This window comes from Haloferula sp. A504, from assembly GCF_044385805.1.
In the GTDB taxonomy this organism is placed as follows: Bacteria; Verrucomicrobiota; Verrucomicrobiia; order Verrucomicrobiales; family Akkermansiaceae; genus Haloferula.
In genome coordinates this window covers 70643-89082 of record NZ_JBISBU010000016.1, presented here as the reverse complement: position 1 = coordinate 89082, position 18440 = coordinate 70643, and the positions used below count along the sequence as shown (strand labels likewise).

The 18440-nt window shown below is 65.7% G+C and carries 18 protein-coding genes; 8 read left to right on the top strand and 10 right to left on the bottom strand.

Annotated elements, in window-relative coordinates:
* The first annotated feature begins 11 nt into the window (after nucleotides 1-11).
* Nucleotides 12-827 (top strand): RsmD family RNA methyltransferase, encoded by an 816-nt coding sequence (locus ACG2LG_RS10205; RefSeq protein ID WP_396258682.1) that lies wholly within the window; start codon nucleotides 12-14, stop codon nucleotides 825-827.
* A 70-nt stretch (nucleotides 828-897) separates the two neighbouring features.
* Here ACG2LG_RS10205 and ACG2LG_RS10200 read toward each other — a convergent pair whose 3' ends face one another.
* Nucleotides 898-2154, bottom strand: a complete 1257-nt coding sequence (locus ACG2LG_RS10200; protein WP_396258680.1) for an NAD(P)/FAD-dependent oxidoreductase — start codon at nucleotides 2152-2154, stop codon at nucleotides 898-900.
* Between the two features lie 121 nt (nucleotides 2155-2275).
* Nucleotides 2276-2455 carry a hypothetical protein gene (locus tag ACG2LG_RS10195; RefSeq protein WP_396258678.1) on the bottom strand — a complete coding sequence of 60 codons (180 nt, stop codon included), beginning with the start codon at nucleotides 2453-2455 and terminating at the stop codon, nucleotides 2276-2278.
* Nucleotides 2456-2637: 182 nt separating this feature from the next.
* On the opposite strand from ACG2LG_RS10195, the gene ACG2LG_RS10190 reads away from it, so the two are divergent.
* Both ACG2LG_RS10190 and ACG2LG_RS10185 read left to right on the top strand, forming a co-directional pair.
* The gene (locus ACG2LG_RS10190; RefSeq protein ID WP_396258676.1) at nucleotides 2638-3546 is read left to right on the top strand and encodes an oxygenase MpaB family protein; all 909 of its coding nucleotides are present in this window, start codon (nucleotides 2638-2640) and stop codon (nucleotides 3544-3546) included.
* Nucleotides 3547-3798: 252 nt separating this feature from the next.
* Nucleotides 3799-4893, top strand: a complete 1095-nt coding sequence (locus tag ACG2LG_RS10185; RefSeq protein WP_396258674.1) for a hypothetical protein — start codon at nucleotides 3799-3801, stop codon at nucleotides 4891-4893.
* 58 nt (nucleotides 4894-4951) lie between these two features.
* On the opposite strand, the gene ACG2LG_RS10180 is transcribed toward ACG2LG_RS10185, so the two are convergent.
* The 3 genes from ACG2LG_RS10180 to ACG2LG_RS10170 form a co-directional block, all read right to left on the bottom strand.
* Nucleotides 4952-5434 (bottom strand): BLUF domain-containing protein, encoded by a 483-nt coding sequence (locus tag ACG2LG_RS10180; protein ID WP_396258673.1) that lies wholly within the window; start codon nucleotides 5432-5434, stop codon nucleotides 4952-4954.
* A gap of 93 nt (nucleotides 5435-5527) precedes the next feature.
* Nucleotides 5528-6526: a phosphotransferase gene (locus tag ACG2LG_RS10175; RefSeq protein ID WP_396258671.1), complete on the bottom strand. Its 999-nt coding sequence runs from the start codon at nucleotides 6524-6526 to the stop codon at nucleotides 5528-5530.
* Nucleotides 6527-6710: 184 nt separating this feature from the next.
* On the bottom strand, nucleotides 6711-8198 hold the full coding sequence (locus ACG2LG_RS10170) for a prenyltransferase/squalene oxidase repeat-containing protein (protein ID WP_396258669.1): 1488 nt from the start codon (nucleotides 8196-8198) through the stop codon (nucleotides 6711-6713).
* Nucleotides 8199-8384: 186 nt separating this feature from the next.
* Here ACG2LG_RS10170 and ACG2LG_RS10165 point away from each other — a divergent pair, with 186 nt between their 5' ends.
* A complete protein-coding gene (locus ACG2LG_RS10165; protein WP_396258667.1) occupies nucleotides 8385-8864 on the top strand; it encodes a rhodanese-like domain-containing protein in 480 nt (159 codons plus the stop codon).
* 3 nt (nucleotides 8865-8867) lie between these two features.
* Here the strand turns inward: ACG2LG_RS10165 and leuD are convergent, their stop codons facing one another.
* The 4 genes from leuD to ACG2LG_RS10145 form a co-directional block, all read right to left on the bottom strand.
* Nucleotides 8868-9470 carry a 3-isopropylmalate dehydratase small subunit gene (gene leuD, locus ACG2LG_RS10160; protein WP_396258665.1) on the bottom strand — a complete coding sequence of 201 codons (603 nt, stop codon included), beginning with the start codon at nucleotides 9468-9470 and terminating at the stop codon, nucleotides 8868-8870.
* A 6-nt stretch (nucleotides 9471-9476) separates the two neighbouring features.
* A complete protein-coding gene (locus tag ACG2LG_RS10155) occupies nucleotides 9477-10415 on the bottom strand; it encodes a TraB/GumN family protein (protein WP_396258663.1) in 939 nt (312 codons plus the stop codon).
* Nucleotides 10416-10423: 8 nt separating this feature from the next.
* Nucleotides 10424-11842, bottom strand: a complete 1419-nt coding sequence (gene leuC, locus ACG2LG_RS10150; protein WP_396258661.1) for a 3-isopropylmalate dehydratase large subunit — start codon at nucleotides 11840-11842, stop codon at nucleotides 10424-10426.
* Nucleotides 11843-12057: 215 nt separating this feature from the next.
* The gene (locus tag ACG2LG_RS10145; RefSeq protein WP_396258659.1) at nucleotides 12058-12210 is read right to left on the bottom strand and encodes a hypothetical protein; all 153 of its coding nucleotides are present in this window, start codon (nucleotides 12208-12210) and stop codon (nucleotides 12058-12060) included.
* Between the two features lie 430 nt (nucleotides 12211-12640).
* Here ACG2LG_RS10145 and ACG2LG_RS10140 point away from each other — a divergent pair, with 430 nt between their 5' ends.
* The 4 genes from ACG2LG_RS10140 to ACG2LG_RS10125 all read left to right on the top strand — a co-directional run bounded on the left by ACG2LG_RS10140 (nucleotide 12641) and on the right by ACG2LG_RS10125 (nucleotide 15517).
* Entirely contained in the window at nucleotides 12641-13642 is a 1002-nt protein-coding gene (locus tag ACG2LG_RS10140) for an aspartate-semialdehyde dehydrogenase (protein ID WP_396258657.1), read from the top strand.
* Between the two features lie 261 nt (nucleotides 13643-13903).
* Complete coding sequence (locus ACG2LG_RS10135) at nucleotides 13904-14149, top strand: hypothetical protein (protein ID WP_396258656.1); 246 nt, start codon at nucleotides 13904-13906, stop codon at nucleotides 14147-14149.
* Nucleotides 14146-14523 (top strand): PIN domain-containing protein, encoded by a 378-nt coding sequence (locus ACG2LG_RS10130; protein WP_396258654.1) that lies wholly within the window; start codon nucleotides 14146-14148, stop codon nucleotides 14521-14523. The genes ACG2LG_RS10135 and ACG2LG_RS10130 overlap by 4 nt, the downstream gene beginning before the upstream one ends.
* Before the next feature lie 109 nt (nucleotides 14524-14632).
* Nucleotides 14633-15517, top strand: a complete 885-nt coding sequence (locus ACG2LG_RS10125) for a polyprenyl synthetase family protein (protein ID WP_396258652.1) — start codon at nucleotides 14633-14635, stop codon at nucleotides 15515-15517.
* Between the two features lie 138 nt (nucleotides 15518-15655).
* Here the strand turns inward: ACG2LG_RS10125 and ACG2LG_RS10120 are convergent, their stop codons facing one another.
* A complete protein-coding gene (locus ACG2LG_RS10120; RefSeq protein ID WP_396258650.1) occupies nucleotides 15656-18358 on the bottom strand; it encodes a family 78 glycoside hydrolase catalytic domain in 2703 nt (900 codons plus the stop codon).
* Nucleotides 18359-18440 lie beyond the last annotated feature (82 nt).

Here is an 18440-nt window from a genome sequence, read left to right as displayed (position 1 = left end):
GGTAACCGCTCATGGCTCGATCCTTCCGCGTTGAGGTCTCCCGCTTGCCGGCTTGGATCGACTGGCAGCGATTGCTCGGGCCCGGCGGGTGGAAGGTTCACGAAAATGAAGCGGGTCAGCTCTCGGCCGATGCCGATCTGAGCCGAGATGCCGCCGCCGACCTGGCGGCACGACTGCGCGGTGTGGGCCTCGGGGGAAACCTCATCGAGATCCGGATCTCACCTGCCTTGAGTCGGAAGGAGCTGCGGAAAGCCCACACCGAGGAGGCACGTCGCTACCGGAAGGGAAGCCCGGGCTTCCTCAGGAGTGGCACGCAGCTCGACCCGGAAGGAAGGATCTCACTCACCCCAGAAGCACTCGCGCTGGAGCTGGGCGAACGGGCCAAGGGGCTGAGGGTGATCGATGCCTTTGCCGGAGCCGGCGGGAATGCCATTGGATTCGCCCGGGCGGGATGTTCCGTCACCGCGATCGAGCTCGACGAGGCCCGGCGGGTCATGGCGCGGCACAACGCCGGGGTCTACGGTGTTGCCGACCGCATTCGGTTCATCGCCGGCGATGCCCGCCGCGTGGTCGCCGAACACGAGGCGGACCTGCTCTTTGTCGATCCGCCCTGGGGCGGGCGCTACAACAAGGAGCGCATGACCCTCGACGACCTGACTCCCTGTGCCGAGGTGATCGAGAGCGCGACCCGGATTCCGAGGATCTGGATCAAGGCTCCGCCTTCCTTCGACCCGGCCACGCTGCCCGGCTGCCGGCCCGAGGCATGGTTCGGGGTGGGAGCCGGGGATGACCGGCGGGTGAAGTTTCTGCTACTGGAGAAGTCGTAGAAGGAAACCTGTGCGCTTGGTCGGTGGAATCGATCGAACCCGCGGTGCGCCACGGCGTCGCGCGGTCGGGTTAGAAAGAATCGGCGATCGCCTCGCCGGCAATCCGGGCGGTCGTCCAGGCGGCCTGGAAGTTGAAGCCGCCGGTGATGCCGTCGATATCGAGGATCTCCCCGGCGAAGTGGAGCCCGCCGACCTTTCGGCTTTCCATGGTCTTGAAATTCACGTCGCCGAGGTGGACGCCGCCGCAGGTGACGAACTCGTCCTTGTTCATGCTCTTGCCGTCGACCCGGAACCGGCAGGCGCCGAGCTGCGCCGCGAGCCGTCGGGCCACCGCCTTGGCCAAGTGCGGCCAGTGCAGCGCATCCGCCTCGCCCGCCGCCGCGGCGCCCACCAGCCGTTTCCACAGGCGACCCGGAATGCCGAATTGGGCATCATTCACGACCTTCCTGCGCGGCGACTCGACCCGCAGCCGGGCGAACTCCTCCAAAATCGCCTCCTCACCGAGTTCGCCGGTCCAGTTGACCTCGACCTCGAAGCGGTAGTCGCGCTGCTGCAACTCGCGCGCACCCCAGGCCGAAATTTTCAGGATCCCCGGGCCGCTGAGTCCCCAGTGGGTGACCAGCACGGGACCGGTCGAGACCAGCTTGGTCCCGGGAATGCGGACGCGCGCGCTCGCCACCGAGAGTCCCTGCAGTTCATCCAGTCGGTCGTCCTGGATCCTGAAGGTGAACAGCGACGGCGCCGCCACCTCGATGCGATGGCCGAAATGCGCCGCCAGATCCGCGCCAAATCGATTGCGGGTCCCGCCAAGGGTCAGCAACAGCTTCCTCGTCGTGATGGATGCGCCTGACGAGGTCTGGACTTCGTAGCTCCCGTGATCACTCCTCGAGACCTCCTTCACCGCCGTCGAGCAACGGACCTCGACTCCCGCGGTGCGGGCGCTTTCCGAGAGACAGTCGATGATGGCCTGCGAGCTGTCGGATTGAGGGAAGACCCTGCCGTCGCTTTCGGTCTTGAGTGGAACCCCGCGCGACTCAAACCACTCCATCGTGTCCGTCGGACTCCAGCGGTGAAACGGCCCGATCAACTGTCGGGATCCGCGAGGGTAGTGGGTGACCAGGACCTTCGGCTCGAAGCATGCATGAGTCACATTGCAGCGACCCCCGCCGGAGATCCGCACCTTGCCCAGCACCTCGCGGCTCTTTTCGAGAATCACGACCCGCGAGCCGGGCCGCGCCTCGGCGAAAGTGATCGCCGCAAAGAAGCCCGCCGCGCCCCCACCCGCGACCACCAGGTCAAAGTCATCGTCGCATCCTGCGGGTTCCATCGCTGCCCGAGCATGACCCCGGACCCGCCCGAGTTCCACCTTCTTCCGGCGGGGCGTGGTCGATGGCAGCCGCCCCAAGTTGAATCCAGATCGCACTCATCCGGTGGATGCTTAGCGCAAATCACTCCGAGGCACGCTCCACGACGTAGTCACCCACCGCTTCACCCAGCGTTTCCGCGACGTTCTGGAGGCGCCCGCTGGTGGACGGAGCAAACATGGCGTCAAAAGGAACGCCATGGACCGCCTCCAACTCGTCGATCCGCTTCCCGGAGCGATCAAGAATCCTGACCTTGTAGTTCACCCGGCTGACCGCATTCCATGCAGGAATCCAAATCCAAGCACCATTCCCAAACCAAGCATCCTTCGAGTCCAGAGTTTCATCAACCTGATTTCCTAACAAAACTCCTCGCTGAGGCCAACGATATTGATTGGATCGACGAAATGTTGCGGGCTTCAGCCCCGTGGTGAAGACTCCGCATCACCTTGAACCCGCTTGCCCCGTTCGCCCGATGGATCGATGCCGCGCTGCGCGAGCAGCTGCTGGAAGGGGATGATGTGCCGACGGCCGACTTTCTGAACCCGGCCGGCGAAGCCGCCCTGGCGGGCCCGGATTCCGTTTCGTGGCGGATCTTCCGCAACCCGCTGGCGCTCTACATCGGCGGCATCACCGCCGTGCTGCTGGAGCTTGCCGAGCCGCGGGTGCGAACCGGGGTGTGGGAGCACACGAGTTTCCGGACCAACCCGCTGCGTCGAATGCGCCGGACCGGCCTGGCGGCGATGGTCACCGTCTATGCCGCCCGCTCGGTGGCGGAGGAAATGATCGCGGGCGTCGGCCGGATGCACGCCCGCATCGCCGGCACCACGCCGGATGGCCGCGCCTACCGCGCCGACGATCCGGAGCTGCTGCGCTGGGTCCACGCGACGGCACTGTTCGGCTTCATGGAGGCCTGCCATCACTACGTCACCCCGCTTTCGCAGGACGAGCGCGATGCCTTCATCGCCGAGGGCGTCCCGGCAGCGAAACTCTACGGAGCCGTTGGCGCCCCGGCTTCCGAAGCCGGGATGCACGAGCTTTTCGCGCAAATGGAGCCCCACCTGGAATCGTCGGAGATCATCGCCGAGTTTCTCGAAATCATGGAGCGCCTGTCGCTCTTCCCGCGCCCCCTGCGGGCGGTGAACCGATGGCTCATCGCCGCGGCCATCGACTTGCTGCCCGGGACGATCCGGGGGCGCCTCGAACTGGAGGCCCGGAAATCTCCACCGAAACCGGTGGCAAGGATGCTGCGCTGGTCGGGCGCGGCGATCGACCGGCTCCACCTCGAGTCCGCCCCGGCGACGCAGGCCTGCCGGCGCCTCGGGCTGCCCGCCGATCATCTGCGAAGGACGCGGTAGACGTCCCGATTCGAAGTTTCAAACCCGGCTTCTACATCGTCGTCGCCGGGATCAAGGGAACGCGGGCCGACGCCCTCGCGCAGATCGCGAAGTTCAAGACCTGGGCTCCGACCGCCTACGTCAAGAAGACCAGGATCTACATGGGTTGCCTGCATTAGGCTGCATGTCCCAAGGGCGGGGGATCCGGCCTGGTGGTTCTCGGTGGAATGACGTGTTGCAGCTGCCGCGGGAGCTGCTATGCCCGTGCAGCCCATGAAGTCTGTCTCCGTCCTGGTCACGATTGTCGCGCTCATCGCCTGGCCCTGCCGGGCCGGCGAGGAGGTCATCGTCGACGACCAGGGGATGGACTGCCACGTCTACACGCCGGCCGATCTCGATCCCGGCAAGACCTACCAGTTGCTCGTCGGCGTGCACGGTGCCGGCGGCAAGGGCAATGGCGCGGCCGGACTCAAGGGATGGGCGGAGCGAGGGGACGTGATCGTGATTGGTCCCTCCTTCGAGACCAAGGGCCAGCGCCCGTATCAGAACGGCGACGGCCCCCATGCCGGGAAGCTGATCAAGTTGTTCAAGCAGCTCGGGGAGAAATACCCGCTGCGCGAAAAGATGTTCCTCCACGGTTTTTCCGGCGGCAGCCAGTTCGTCCATCGTTTTGCGATGCTCCATCCCGAGTACGTGTGCGGTGTTTCGGCCCACTCCGGCGGCTCGTGGGCGACCGACGGCTTCGGCAGCATCAGCACCAGGGCGAAGAAGATTCCCTTCGCCATCTCGTGCGGCGAGAAGGACACCGCGATGTCGTTCCAGGGCGCGAAGTTCAACCGGCTCGATTGGTACAAGCGCTTCCGCGACGAGATCGACCAGAAGGGGTTCTGCCACATCGGTGGCATCTGGCCCGATGTCGGCCACCGCATCTCGCCGGGTGTCTGGGACCTGATGCGGCAGTGTTTTCAACTGGCGACGGGTCTGCCGGGCCAATCCGCCACCGAGACGGTCGCCATCAGCGAGGGCTGGAAGAACCTCGACGAGATTCCGGAACATGAGGCGACCGACGGGGGACCGGCTGCGGCCGTGCCGTATGTCGACCCCGCCAAGCTCGCGCAGGTGACCAAGGCCGCCTTCGCCAAGGCGGACGAGGGGGAGATCCCGGACAGCAAGCTTGTGAGCTTCATGGAGCAGTACCCGCCGGTATTGTGGAAGGATCAGCCGGGCGCCGGAAAACTTCTCGAGCAATGCGGGCGGGCGGCGGCCCGGTGGAAGGAGGCGGCCACCAAGGCCGGCCGCTTCGAAGGCGAGGTCCGCCGCCGGTTCGAGCGCTTCAGCAACGGACTGGATACCGCGTCCAACGAGTGACCGCTTTCAGCAATTCCTCCCGCCGCCAAACTCGTTGAGCCCGCGAGGATCGCGGTGATCAGGCCGAACCGGACGGCCGCTCGGTCTCGGACACGGTCAGGCGCCTTGCATCCAACAGCAAGGCGAGGGCGAGGTGGTCATCGTCCGGGATCACGATCGAGCCCTCCTCGACCGGGTACTTCCGGATCAGGACCTGGCGCTGGGGCATCGGCAGGTCATCCAGGTCCACGACGTGCATCGCCCAGTCCTTGAACGAGCGCCTTGAAATCGACTCGTACCTCAGGAGCCGGAGTTTTCCGTGTCGCTCATCGTGGGCGATCCGCAGGTAGAGGTCGTTGACCTCGTCCGGCGGCCCCTCGAGGACCTGCAGAAAACTTTCCCCCGACAGGATCAGCAGGCCGGTGATGTCGCGCTCTGCGTTCTTGTCGGCGCTGGTCCTGGCCAGCTCGAGCAGGACCTCGTTGGAGAGCAGATCCCAGGAAGTCCGGCTCTTGTAGATGAGCCGACAGGTCTTGCTGGAACCGGGTTGCGAAGAATTCACTGCTGTCTCCCCTGCTTGGACGGTTCCATCCAATCCGCACCCGTGCTTGCGAGTCAATGCATTCCATCGCTGTCGGCCCGGCGGGCGAGTCCCTCACTTGTAGGCCAGCGCCTTGTCGAGGACCTCCTCGAGCGGTCCCTCGAAGGGAGTGTCCTTCACGACATCCGCCAGCTGCCGCGCGCCCGCGGACACGTGCGGGCGGTACCATTCCTCGCCCTGGTGGCGGATGATGTTGCCGAAGGCCCCCATCGCCTGCATCAGGCGCTGCATCGCGCAGTCCTGGAAGACGATGTCGGCCGGACGGTCCTCGGAAACGTCCTCCCACAGGTCCATCAGGCGCTCCCGCTCCTCGGCGGAGTGGTCCATGTAGGGGTCGTGGATCAGCGAGGCGAGGTCGTACTCCTGGCGGCCGCGACGCATGCCCTGGAAGTCGATCCAGTAGACCGAATTCTCGACGAGCATCAGGTTCTGCGACTGGAAGTCGCGGTGGACGAGGTGCTTCGACATCCCGCCGAGCCGTTCCGCCATCTCGCGGAACTCCGACATCCCCCGTAGTTCATCGGCATCGAGGCGGAGCAAGCCCTCGACCATGTGCTCGAAGAAATACTCCTGCTCCCAACGGTACATCGCGGCATCGAAGTTCGGGTTGAACTCGGCGGTGCGCCCGGCGCGGGAGTAGAACAGCTTGTCGAGCTGTTGGAAGGCGGAGCGGTAGTAGGGTTCGCGCGTCTCGAAGGGCTCGTCCTTCAGCGACAGCAGATCGTCGTCTCCGAGGTCCTCGACCAGCATCACGCGCCACTTGCGGTCCTCGTGGAGCACGCCGGCAATGTTGATGCCCGCCTTTTCAAGGAAATGGCAGACCGGGGGGAAGAAATCGTTGTCGGGCCGCTCGTCGGTCCAATGGATGCCGATGAACGGTTCATACTCCTCGGTCTTCACCCGCACGATCGTCCGGCCCGAGGCACCGCGCTTGATCGGTTCGAGCGTGACCGGGGTGGTCGGGTCGTATTCAAGGTACTGCCGGACGGTGGTGAGGATCTGGTCGGCGGCCATCGCGACGGGAAAGAAACGTGCCGCGACGGCGTGGGGCAAGTATTTTGGGAGTGCCTTTGGGAGTGCCGCTCTCCCGAGCGCCATGACGGGGCGGGTCGGCTTTCAAGCCGACCGGATGAGGCCGGCGGCAGGGGTGACTTTCGATTCCCAACTGAACGGGCGGTCCACGCTCCGCGACCGGGAGGTCGCCACGCCCCGGCATGGCGCTCGGAGAGCACCACTCCTACCGGTCCATCGGCAGGTAGCGGTAGGGCACCTCAAGCATCAAGGCCGCCAAGGTCGTGCGGTAGTGCCTGCCGTCGGGGTTGTTGTTGGCGAAGAGCGCCCCGACCGCATTCGGCTTGGAGCCGCCGCCGGGCACCGGCCACGAGCCATCGTCGGACTGGTTCGGCAGGAGGCCGTCGAAGATCTGGGGCTGGTATTTGTCCCATGCCGTGCCGCCCCGGCGGAACATCGCCTGCGACAGGTAGTAGTGGGCATACAGGTCACAGTCCGGGCCGTCCCACTCGAAGCGCATTTCTTTCGCGGCATACTTTTCACCGTGGCGAACCGGTGAGGCCGAGGCCTTGCCCCAGATCTGGAAGGTGAGCATGCCCACCCCGGTGAGGCCGGCCGTCGACCCACCGGCCGGGCGGGTCCCCTGGTAGCCGAAGCCGCCGTCGTCGGACTGGCGCGCCTCCGTGTACTCGAGCCCCTTCTTCACGCACGACCGCAGGTTGCGGAAATCGAGGCCGGTCAGCTTGCAGGCCTTGAGCGCCTGGAGCTGCCAGCCGGTGATCGAGAGGTCGCCACCGCGGGTTCCCTCGGTGTCGTACGCGTAGTCCCATCCGCCCGAGGCATGCTGGCCTTCGATGATGATCTGCCCGGCCTTCGCCACGACCCCGCGGAGCTCGGGGATCTGGATGCCCAGGGCCCGGTGGAAGGTCTCCGCCTCGGCCAGCGCGTAGGTGGCGATGGCCTGCTCGTAGGGCCAGTGGCGGTCGCTGACATGAGGCACCAGCCGTCCGTTGTGCTCCAGCCCGATGTCGGTGAGGAACAGGATCGCCTTCAGGCACGAGTCCCCGAATTCCTCACTGATCGAGGTTTCGCAGTGTCCGAGATAGGCCAACAGCGCGAGGCCGGTCATCGCCGGGCGGTTGCGGCTGCCCCAGCCGCCATCCGCCGCCTGGGTCGATTTCAGGAAACGCAGGGCGCGGACCACGTGCTCGTCGGAATCGCTGGGCACGCCGGCTTCGCGAAGACGGTCGATGCGATCGGCTTGCGAGCAGCGCCCGGCGACCGGTGGCGGCAGCGGGATGAAGCCATCATTTCCCATTCCTTCGTCACCCAGGGCATCTCCCAGGCCGTCACCGTCGAGCCCCGTGCCGAAGCCCGGCGATTCGACATCGCTGGGATCGACCTTCGGCATCGAGAACGGGGATGCGATGTCCGGTTGAATGTGGGGCAGTGCCCGCGCACTGGGCGCCGCCGGATTGCTGATGGTGGTGCGCGTGGTCGGAGGAGGGATATCCGGCGGGGTCTCGGGGCCGGGATCGATCCATTTCACCACCTTCGCGGTGGGTTCGGGTGCCGGCATCAGGAAGAGCGCGAGTGCGAGGGACAAGAGCACGGTGCCGGCGATGCCGGCGATGACGCTGGTCACGCGGGCACCGCGGCGCTGGCGTTCAAGGGCGGCACGGGCCGCGGGGGACAATTGGGCATGGAGGCTCATGGCAAATCATGGGGTTGGAGTGGAGCCGCGGGCGGGATGCCCGGACCGGGATGATTTGCGGAAACTCCGGCGCCGGGGGTTTCCGCATCCCCGACGCCTTCAACGGGGGGAACGTGGCATCATGAGATTGTCTTGGGCTTTTCCCCCTTGCTTGTGCTTCCGCCCCCGGATGCCCATGATGACCGCATGAAAATGCTGGCCGGAGCCTTCACCGCCGCGCTGCTCGCCGGTTGCACGCCGCCGGTGCCGACCCCGCCTGTCGAGAAACCGGTCGCGGAAAAGCCCGTCGCGAAACCCGCGCCCGAACCACGGCCGACGGCTCCTCCGGAGCCGGGCAAGGTGACCTCCATCCGCATCGACCAGATCTTCCCGCTCCGCCTCGAGGAGAAGGTGCTGCTGGTCGACGTGCGACGATCCCTCTTCTATCAGCTCGGCCACGTCGACGGCGCGGTCAATCTCCCGCTCGTCGATTTCGAGAAGGCCTACCCCGCCATCAAGCCGCAGCTCGATGCGGCCGCGGAGGCGGGCAAGGTCATCGTCACCTACTGCCAGAACGAAACCTGCCCGGACTCGCGCACCACCGCCGAAGCGCTCGCGCTCCGGGGTCACGACGTCTCGATCTATTCCGGCGGCCTCGACGAGTGGCGCGCGGTGGGCGTGGATTGACGTCTAGACGTAAGGCAGCGACTCGGCGGTCGCGTCGATCCTGCTGTCGTTGTCGAGCAGCTCCTGGATCGGATCCCAACGGCCGGCGATCAGCGCGTCGCGGGCGGACTCGGGCAGGTCGCAGGGAAAGGAATGACCCGCGGAGGAGCGGACTTCCTTTTTTTCCAGGTCGATGGTGATCTCCACGGCCGGATCCGCCTCGACCGCGGCCCGCAGATCGGCGATCGCTGCCGCCGAAACCGTCACGCAGGGCATGCCCAGGGTGGTCGAGTTGCCGAAGAAGATCTCGGCGAAGGACTCGGCGATCACGGCACGGAAGCCGTACTTGCTGAGGGACTGCGGTGCGTGCTCGCGCGACGACCCGCAGCCGAAATTCACGCCGGCCAGCAGGATCGTCGCCCCGTCGAAGCGCGGGTCATTGAGCGGGTGCTTCGTCTTCTCGCCGGTATCGGGATCGAAGCGGACGTCGTAGAAGGCATACTCACCGAGTCCGTCGAAGGTGACGCATTTCATGAAGCGCGCCGGGATGATGCGGTCGGTGTCGATGTCGCCGCCGGGGACGTGCACGCCGCGGCCGGAAACGGAAGTGATTTTTTCGAGGGCCATGAGGATTCAGGGGTTGGCGAAGGTGACGGTGTAGCCCTTCTTGCGGAGTTGTTCGCCGATGTTGTCCTTGCCGACGTAGTGGGCGGCACCGACGGCGAAAAAGTGGGACTTGCCGGGTTCGGCTTCGAGGCGTGCGGCCATGGTTCCGGCCATTTTGGTATCGCGGTCATCGAGGAGCTGCTTCAGCAGCTTTTCTCCCAGCGCCTTGTGTTCGCCCTTGATCATCTCGAGGAACTGGCGTTCCACCTCGGCTTCGACCCTCTTCGGATCGCCGGACACGTAGGCCTCGACCAGCTTGTCGACGGGATTCTCGCCGTCGGCCCGCGCCTCGCGCTGGAGACGCAGACTTTCCGAAAGCAGAATGATCTGCTCTTCCTCGGTGAGTCCGTCGAAGATGCCGAACTGATCCGCCGCCTTCTCCAGCGCGCCGGTCGTCTTGCCCGCCTTCTTGGCCTCGTTCCACACGATCCCGTCGAGTGGCGTGGCGCCGGAAAGCTGGGCTTCGAGCAGCGGCACGGTCACCGCCGCCGCCCAGGTCTTGAACGACTCGAAGACTTCCGGCACGAGCGCGGGGTTGACCGCCTTCAACTCCCTGGCGAACTGATCGTGCAATTCCTCGCCAATCGACTCGGAGAGCTTCTTGCCGTCGGCACGGATGAAGTGGCGCGCCAGGCCGAGCTGGGTGGCCGGGTCCATCGAGACCTCGGTGTAAACCGCGTCGCTGGCTTCGAGCGCCTTCCGGGCCGCCGGATGGAGCGTGCCGACCGGCCCGTCTCCGAGGTGGATCGTGCCGAAAAGCCACGACGGCTTATCGAGGTCCATGCCCTCGACTTTCCAAAGCAGCGGCTGGACCGGATGTTTCGGCTCCGCCTCCGCGGGTTCGGCGAATGCCGGCAGCGCGATAAACGGCAGCACGGAAAGCGTGGCGATGGTGCGGCGGATCATGGCGTGAATCAGGCGGCGGCGTGGGCAATGTCGAAGACCTCGCGGGCGTCGGCCACGGCACCTTCGACGGCGGCCGCGGCGACCATCACCGGCGACATCAGGATGGTGCGGCCCGTCGGCGAACCCTGGCGGCCCTTGAAGTTGCGATTCGAGGAAGAGGCGCAGATCTGGTCGCCGACGAGCTTGTCGGGATTCATCGCCAGGCACATCGAACATCCGGCACCCCGCCACTCGAAGCCGGCCTCCTCGAAGATCTTGTCGAGTCCCTCCTGCTCGCACTGGATGGCGACGATCTGCGAGCCCGGCACGGCGATCGCCTGCACCCCGTCGGCCACCTTGCGGCCCTTGAGGTATTGCGCCGCTTCGCGGAAATCGGAAAGGCGGCCGTTGGTGCACGAGCCGATGAAGGCGACGTCGATCTTCACGCCCTTGATCGGGGTGCCGGCCGGCAGCTTCATGTAGGCCAGCGCCTCCTCGACCGTCGCCCTTTCCTCCTCGGAGCCGGCGGTGGCGGGATCCGGGATGCTCTCGGAGACCGCGATGCCGTGGTCCGGGGAAATGCCCCAGGTCACCGTCGGCTCGATCTCGGCGGCGTCGATCGTGACGACGTCGTCGTAGTGCGCATCGGCATCCGAGGCGTAGGAAAGCCAGCGTTCCACGGTGGCGTCCCAGTCGCTCATGTCGACGTAGGGACGGCCCTTCAGATACTCGACCGTCTTGTGGTCGGGATTGACGTAGCCGCAGCGGGCCCCGCCCTCGATGGCCATGTTGCAGACGGTCATCCGCTCTTCCATCGTCATCGCGTCGAAGACCTCCCCGGCGTACTCGTAGGCGTAGCCGATGCCGCCCTTGGCGCCGAGTTTGCGGATGATGTGCAGCGTCACGTCCTTGGCGTAGACGCCGGGCCGCAGCTTGCCGTTGACCTCGATCCGGCGGACCTTGAGCGGCATCATCGCCATGGTCTGGGTGGCCAGCACGTCACGCACCTGGGTGGTGCCGATGCCGAAGGCGATCGCGCCGAAGGCGCCGTGGGTCGCGGTGTGCGAATCGCCGCAGGCGATGGTCGTTCCCGGCTGGGTGATGCCCTGCTCGGGGCCGACGACGTGGACGATGCCCTGCTTGCCGGAGGCGAGGTCGAAGTAGGTGATCCCGAAGTCGTCCGCATTTTCGCGCAGCGCCTTCATCATTTCCGCCGCCAGCGGGTCGGCCGGCGCGTCCTGGTTGATGGTCGGGACGATGTGGTCGATCGTCGCGAAGGTGCGTTCGGGGAACTTCACCCCGAGACCGAGGTCGCGGAGCATCCCGAAGGCCTGCGGCGAGGTGACCTCGTGGATGAGGTGGGTTCCGATGAAGAGCTGCGTGCGCCCATCGGCCAAAGTGCCGACGGCGTGGGAGTCCCAGACTTTCTGATAAAGGCTCTTGCCCATGGATTCAGGTGGATTTGGAGGCATCAGGCGGCGGTGGCGGTCCATCGCACGTCTGCCCGCCCGCGCCCGTCAGGTCGAAGGAGGGGGCGAAAAACTGAGTGAGCCGCCGGGGAATGTCAAAGCGGATCCCGGCCGTCCCGTGATGACACGAAAACACCGGCTCCCACCCACGTGGGAGACCGGTGCTCGAAAATCAGACGGGGAGGTGCGACTCCCTACTTGGTGTATTCCACCTCGTAGGCCGCAGGCATCTCCTGGAACGCCGGCAGATCGCGAAGCGGCGGTGCCGTGGGCTCACTGGTGCAATTGCAGGAGACGCTGATCAGGGCGATGGCGGTGGCGCCCAGGGCGCCTAAGAATCGGATCATCATGTGTTTGGAGTGCCGTTGGCTTTCCATGCTGTCGAAAAAACGGGGGGAACTGTCAAGCAGTCCCCCCCGGTTTTGAGTCATTGGGGTCACCGGCAGGGAAGCCGGAACCCCCACCACAGGCTTACTTGGCGGGAGCCACGTAAGTCGGAGCAGCAGGAGCAGGAGCGCTCTCGCAGCAGGAAGTGGCAAGGAAAGTACCGGCAGCAGCGGCGGCGATCATGGCGATTTTGACGATTTTCATAATCAAGGGGTGTTGTCTTGGTTGTTCAACTTCGCCACCAGAACGGTGTCGAATAAGCGCAAGACTAGGGAGTGAAGCCCGGGGCGCAAGGCAATTTGACAGCCCGGAATCCGTCACCCGCCCCACGATTCGATTGCCAGACGGTGTTCCATCCCTAGACTCCCGGCCCGCCTCCACCCCTATCCCATGAGCGAAGCCAAGAACATCGCCATCGTCGGCGCCACCGGTGCAGTGGGCCAGGAAATGCTCCTGTGTCTCGAACAGCGCGATTTCCCCGTGAAGTCCCTCACCCTGCTCGCGTCCGCGCGCTCGGTGGGCAAGCGCTTCACCTTCCGCGGCGAGGAGATCGCCGTGAAGGAACTCACCCACGACTCGTTCGCCGGCATCGACATCGCCCTCTTTTCCGCAGGCGGGGGCATCTCGAAGGAGTTCGCCCCCTCGGCCGCCGCCGCGGGCTGCGTGGTCATCGACAATTCCTCGGCTTTCCGGATGGACGCCGACGTGCCGCTGGTCGTGCCCGAGATCAATCCCGACGCCGCCCGCGAAGCGCCCCGCGGGATCATCGCCAACCCGAACTGCTCGACCATCATCGCCCTGATGGGCCTCGCGCCGCTGCACCGGGCCTTCGGGCTCAAGGCCGTTATCGCCTCGACCTACCAGGCCGTCTCCGGCTCCGGCGCCCAGGGCATCGTCGAGCTCGAGGAGCAGGTCAAGGCGCTGGCCGCCGGCGAGTCCTTCGAGCCGAAGGTCTACCCCTGCCAGATCGCCTTCAACGTGATCCCGCAGGTCGATGTCTTCCTCGACAACGGCTACACCAAGGAAGAACTGAAGATGCTCCACGAGGGTCGCAAGATCATGGGGCTGCCGGACCTCAAGGTCTCCTGCACCTGCGTGCGGGTGCCGGTTTATCGCTCGCACTCGATCTCGATCACCGCGCAGTTCGAGCGGCCGGTCAACCTGGCTGCCGCCCGCGCCGCCTTCGGCGACACGCCGGGCGTCGCCCTGAAGGACGATCCGGAGAAGCGCGAGTTCCCGGTCCCGCTCGACACCACCGGCAAGGACGACTGCCTGGTCGGCCGCATCCGCGAAAACCTCGTCCTCGACAACGCGCTCGACCTGTGGGTCGTCGGCGACCAGGTCCGCAAGGGCGCCGCACTCAATGCCGTGCAGATCGCCGAGCTGCTGTGAGATCCCGGATGGGGGATGGAAGGTGATGGATGGCGACATCGGCCAGCTCCACCCCAGCAACCGCTTCGGGACCATCATCGCGATCTTCGAATAAGGAGGCAGGGCGCCCCCGCCCTGCAATCGAGCGGTTCGCTGCCACCAGCCCGGAGGGCACCCAAGGACAACGCTGGCTCCATCATGAGCCGAATACGAGATTCGATCGGCTGATGACCCCAACTCTTCAGCCTTGACGGAAAAGCGGAAAAACGGGAAAAGACCTCTATGAAGACGACCGTCGATCTGCCTGATCCGTTGTTCCGGCGAGCCAAGGCGACGGCGGCGGAACGGGGAATGTCGCTGAAGAGCTTCATCACCCGCGCCGTCGAGCAAAGCCTCGCGGCTCCGCGCGGTGGCTGGGGCTCCGCGCTGGCGGGCTTGCCTCAAGTGCCCGGCGAAACCTTGGAAACGGTCCGTCGGAGCATCGAGGCCTCGGATGCCGCAGACCTTTCACTTCAAAAAGACAAGTGATTCTCGATACCAACGCCGTTTCCGCGTTGGCGGCCAAGGAGCCCGCGATTCTCGGCCAGCTCGATGAAGCCGAGGAGCTGTCGGTTTCCTTCATCGCAATGGCGGAATTCCAGTTCGGATTGCTGGGCTCGAAGCGCCCCGAAGCAGGTTATGCCATGCTTCAGCAATTGGCCACGATGGTTCCGGTCCTCTATCCGGATGCCGACACCCTCGCCCACTATGCATGGGTCGCCGATCACTTGAAGCGCATGGGACGACCCATCCCGCACAACGACATGTGGACGGCCGCTCTGGCCCGTCAGCACTCGCTCGCCGTCCTTTCCCGCGACCGGCATTTTGATTACGTCGATGGGATCGTGAGACGGGATTGGTGAAACGCCACGCCGGAGCCGGAGCAACCCGGGCAGACACGAGTTCCAGGAGTAGAAGACACTTCCTCCTTGGCGTCCTTGGCGTCTTGGCGGTGAATCCTTCCAGCCGACCATGGAGGACCTCAAAGAATACCTCGAAGCCCGCGCCGCGGAAGTGGATGCCGAACTCGACCGCCTGCTGCCGACCAAGCGCCAGCGGCCGGCGACCCTCCACGAGGCGATGCGCTACAGCCTGTTCGCCGGCGGCAAGCGCCTGCGTCCGGTGCTCTGCCTTGCCGCGGCCGAGGCCTGCGGCGGGGAAACCGAACCCGCCCTGCCGCCGGCCTGCGCGGTCGAGCTGATGCACACCTACTCGCTGGTCCACGACGACCTGCCGTGCATGGACGACGACGACCTGCGCCGCGGCCGTCCGACCTGCCACAAGGTCTATGGCGAGGGCATGGCGGTGTTGACCGGTGACGCGCTTCTCACGGAGGCCTTCCTCGTCCTTTCGGAAACGGCGCCGACCCCGCGCTACCCGGCCGCCGCCTTCGTCGCCGAGCTGGCGGTCACCGGCGGCTCGACCAGGCTGATCGGCGGTCAGGTGCTCGACCTCGAAGGCGAGGGAAAGGACCTGACCAAGGCCCAGCTGGTGAAGATCCACGAGGCCAAGACCGCGGCGCTGCTGACCAGCTCGATCCGGCTCGGGGCGATGACCGCCAATGCGACCCCTGCCAAGCTCGAAGCCCTCACCACCTTCGGCCACTCGCTCGGGCTGGCGTTCCAGGTCATCGACGACATCCTCGACGTCACCCAGAGCACCGAGAAGCTCGGCAAGACCGCCGGCAAGGACGAGGCCGTCGCCAAGGCAACCTACCCGGCGATCCTCGGCCTCGACAAGGCGCGCAAGGAAGCCCATCGCCTGACCGACAAGGCGATGACCGCCCTCAAGCCCTTCGGCAAGCGCGCCGCCCACCTCCGCCAGATCGCGGAGTACCTGCTGGAGCGGGAGTATTGAGGAGTGGCGCTTGGAAAGCGCCATGACGAGGGGTGGCGGCCTCTGGCCGCGGCGAAGTGTCGGCCTGATCATCGCGGCGCGCTTTCCGCGACCGGGAGGTCGCCCCGCCCTGATATGGTGCTTGGAAAGCGCCACTCCTCAGCGCTTGCTCACGAAGCGATACGCCCCGGCGCCCACTTCGAAGACCGCGCACCCTCCCTCGTGGCGCACGGGGCGCAGGCCCTTGGCTTCGCAAACGTCCTCCGCTTTTTCCGACGGAATGAAGACGGTCGCGGTGGTGTTCGGAGGCACTTCGATGTCGAAGGTCGTGGTGGTGCCCTCCCGCTTCCACTCGCTGCGGATCGTCCCGTAGAGCGAGGCACTTGAGCACTTCACCCACTCGAGGTCGCCGACCAGCTGCGGCTTGATCACGAAGCGCTTCATTCCCCACTCCGCCGGGTCCGGCCGGATGCCCCCGACACCCCGCATGAACCAACCGGCGATCCCGGTGTAGCAGGTGTGGATGCGGCTCGGGATGTCGTCGACCTGCCAGTACTCCGGCCAGGTGGTCTCGCCGCGCCTCAGGAAGTAGCCATAGCCGGGGTGTTCGGTGCTCTGGAGACAGTGGAAGAGGAGGTCGGTCCGCCCGGCGTGCTCGACGATGAACTTGAGCAGGATCGGCAGTCCCGAGCTGCCGGTGTCGAGGTAGGGTTTGGTCACGGTGATCTCCTCGACGAAGCGCTCCATGACCTTTTCGCGCAACGGCTCGGGGGTCACCCCGACGTAGAGGGGAAAGGCCAGCGCCAGCTGGCGACCATCGATGTAGACGCCCGTCTCCTCGTTGTAGAACTTGCGGTGGACGCTGCGGCGCAGGTCCCCGAGCTGTTTCTGATAGATCGCCGCCTCCGACTCCCTGCCGAGGATGGCCGCCGACTCCGCCATCACCTGGAGGCAGTAGGCGTAGACGCAGTTGTTGAAGAGCTTCGCCGCCTCGGTGTTGCCGTATTCGCTGCCATGCGGGGTCGCCCAGTCGCCGAGGAAGCGCGACGCGCTCTCGTAGGCGGTGAGCACGCCTTCGTCCGAAACGAAGCCGTGCAGGTAGTCGACCCACTTTTTCATCGGCCCGTAGGCGTGGGCGAGCTGGGCCTGGTCCCCGTAGGCCCGGTGAAACTCCCAGCTCAGGGTCACCGGCGCGCTGCTCCACAAGGTGCCGCCCGCACCCTTGTAAACCTGCGGTGCGATCGTGTTCACGAAGCCGTCCTCGCGCTGCACGTCGAACCAGTCCTGTGCCGCCTTGCGGTAGTAGGCCGCCGATTCGTAGTTCGGGATCGCGCAGCCCCACGAACAGGCCAGCGCAATCTCGCCGTAGCCGTAGCGCTCGCGGTGCGGGCAGTCCATGGTCACGCCGTTGACGGTGTTGGCGATGTAGGTCCTCAGGTCGGCCTCGTAGATGCGGTTGAAAAGATCGCTCGACGACTCGAAGCGGCCGGTGCGGGCGCGGTCGTTGGTGACGATGAAGCAACGGATGTCCTCCGGCTTCGGCTCGTAGCCGAGGCCCTCGACGGTCACCCAGCGGCCCGCCATGTAGTTGAACTTGTGGGAAAAGGTGCCGGTGCCGGTTTCGTCGTGGATGTACACGCTGACCTGGTCGAACTCCTCGATCATCCCCGGCTGGTTGGCGGTGCGGAAGGTCACGCGTTGGCCTTCCTCACCTTCCCGCAGGTCGAACTCGAGCCAGCCGGTGAAGTTCACGCCGAAGTCGAAGGTCGTGCGGTCGTTTTCCGGATCGTGATCCATCGTGACCGGCGCGAGACGCTCGACCTTGCGGTCGGGCTCGACGAGGTGGGCCGACAGCTCGAGGCGTTCCAGCTTCCGGGTCATCGCCTGGCGCATCTGCGGGCGGACCGCCTCCAGCGCATCCATCCGCCATGCCGAGGCGGGAGCCCAGCCGCTGTCGTCGAACTCCGGCAGGTTCCATCCCTCGACCGCGAGGCGCGCATCGAAGACCTCGCCGCCATACTCGCCCAACCCGCCGCCATTCCACTTGCCGCGGTATTTCATGGGGCTGATCGCGCACTTCCACGACTCGTCGCTGTGCATGTCGGTCCCGTCGCTCAGGTGCACCTGGCAGCGGATCACCGAGTCCTGTTCCCAAACGCCCTTGCCGTAGGATCCATCGGCCCGGGCCCAACCCGATCCGGTCCACACGGCGATCACGTTCCCGCCCGGACGGAGGAAGGGCCGGATGTCGTAGGTGACGTAGAAAACCCGCTTGGTCAGGTTGGTCAACGAAGGAGCCAGCACGCGGTCGTCGACCCGCTTTCCGTTCACGTAAAGCTCGTGGTAGCCGATCGAGGCGAGGTGGCAGAAGGCCGCTTCGGGCACCTTCGCAAGGTCGAAGGTCTTGCGATGCCAGAGGTGGTCGATGTCCTGCGCCTCGCGGAAGCGGATCCAGTCGCCCGTCCAGTCGGCGGGATCGAGCAACCCCATGACAAACCGCGCCGGCTCACTCCAGCCGGACGGTTCACCATCCTTGTCCCACACCCGCACCTTCCAGCGGCAGTCCTGGCTCGAAACCAGCGGCCTGCCGGCGTAGGCCACGTGGACCGATTGACCCGACTCCGTCCTCCCCGAATCCCACAGGATCTTGCCCGAGACCCCGTCTTCAACGATCACCTGCGACGCCGTCTGCCGTTGATCCCGCGCCTGCTCGGGATCCTCGATCCGCCAGCTCAAACGTGGCTCGGGCGTGTCGATGCCGAGGGGATCGACGAGATACTCGCAGCGAAGGTCGGTGACCGTGATTGCCTGGGCGATGGACGCGAGCAGAGAGAGCAGTGACGCAAGGGCGATGACTTTCACGACGCGGTGGATACGGGTCAGGGGCGCGCCATCGCGCAGAAAACCCGACGAGCTCTGTCAGCCACGGCGGGGGAAGGAGTGG